Source organism: Acetonema longum DSM 6540, assembly GCF_000219125.1.
GTDB lineage: Bacteria > Bacillota > Negativicutes > Sporomusales > Acetonemataceae > Acetonema > Acetonema longum.
Genome location: NZ_AFGF01000148.1, coordinates 1 through 564, shown reverse-complemented (window position 1 = coordinate 564; position 564 = coordinate 1). Strand labels below are relative to the sequence as shown.

Annotated in this window: 1 protein-coding gene; it reads left to right on the top strand. The window is 48.8% G+C overall.

Translation table 11 applies throughout. The annotated features are described in order from the left end of the window. A partial coding sequence (locus ALO_RS14615; RefSeq protein ID WP_004097193.1) for a transposase occupies positions 1-564 on the top strand: 564 nt, incomplete at both ends.

Below are 564 nucleotides of genomic sequence, written 5' to 3'. Positions count from 1 at the left end.
AGGGCGCAACACCAGCATGACTTCCAGCATTGGGTTGCCGCCAACAGAGGAATTTGATACGGATGTGCGTCTCACGCTGACCCGCAAACAGTCCAAACGGGCGAGGGCTTGTTCGGGGATCTACAAATTTCTCCCGAATAACTCTACCTTTGATTATCTGGAGCAACATGAGTTCTATCCTATTACCTTACGCGTCGTACGTTTTCCTCTCACGACAGGTACCTATGAATGCGTGATCACCAATCTTCCCAGGGATACGTTTTCCCCGGATGAACTCAAAACGCTCTACGGGATGCGTTGGGGAATCGAAACGTCCTTCCGGGAATTGAAATATGCCATTGGCCTGAGCTCTTTCCACGCCAAAAAGGTGGAGTCTATCCAGCAGGAAATCTTTGCCCGGCTGCTTCTTTATAACTTCTGCGAAATCATCACGACCCATGTGGTGATTCAGCAAAAAGATACAAAGCACTCATACCAAGTGAACTACACGCTGGCAATCCACATCTGTCGGCATTTTCTCAGATTCCATACGGATCGATCTCCACCTGGAGTTGAGATGCTGAT